Origin of the sequence: Kytococcus schroeteri (genome assembly GCF_002847825.1) — a bacterium.
GTDB lineage: Bacteria > Actinomycetota > Actinomycetes > Actinomycetales > Dermatophilaceae > Kytococcus > Kytococcus schroeteri.
Window position 1 is genome coordinate 1 of the sequence record NZ_PKIZ01000104.1, and the last position, 344, is coordinate 344.

General features: G+C 65.7%; 1 protein-coding gene and 1 pseudogene. Both read left to right on the forward strand.

Annotated elements, in window-relative coordinates:
• Positions 1 to 195 (forward strand): annotated as a pseudogene (locus CYJ76_RS13255) (DUF2800 domain-containing protein); the annotation flags it as partial.
• Positions 196 to 219: 24 nt separating this feature from the next.
• The coding region (locus tag CYJ76_RS13260) for a DUF2800 domain-containing protein (protein ID WP_414467296.1) at positions 220 to 344 on the forward strand (125 nt) is incomplete at its 3' end.

Below are 344 nucleotides of genomic sequence, written 5' to 3' on the forward strand. Positions count from 1 at the left end.
CAGGCCGCGACCACGCCGTCCTCTCCGCATCGAGCGCCCATCGCTGGATCAACTGCACACCCTCAGCTCGAATCGAGGAAACAAAGAGCGACAGTGAGTCCGACGCCGCCGCCCAAGGCACCGCAGCCCACGAACTCGCCGAGCACAAGCTGCGACAGGCCCTCGGGATCGACGTCACCAGCCCAACCTCTGACTGGCAAGACCAAACGGCGCGACAACATCTCAGAGACCACGTTGCTCGTAGACGACCTCAACACCTGGGCGGACGAGGTGCTCGTCCCGGCAGCGAAGCTCGCCGACGCCGGTGAGGGGGAACTCAACCCCGGCCCGTGGTGCGGATTCTG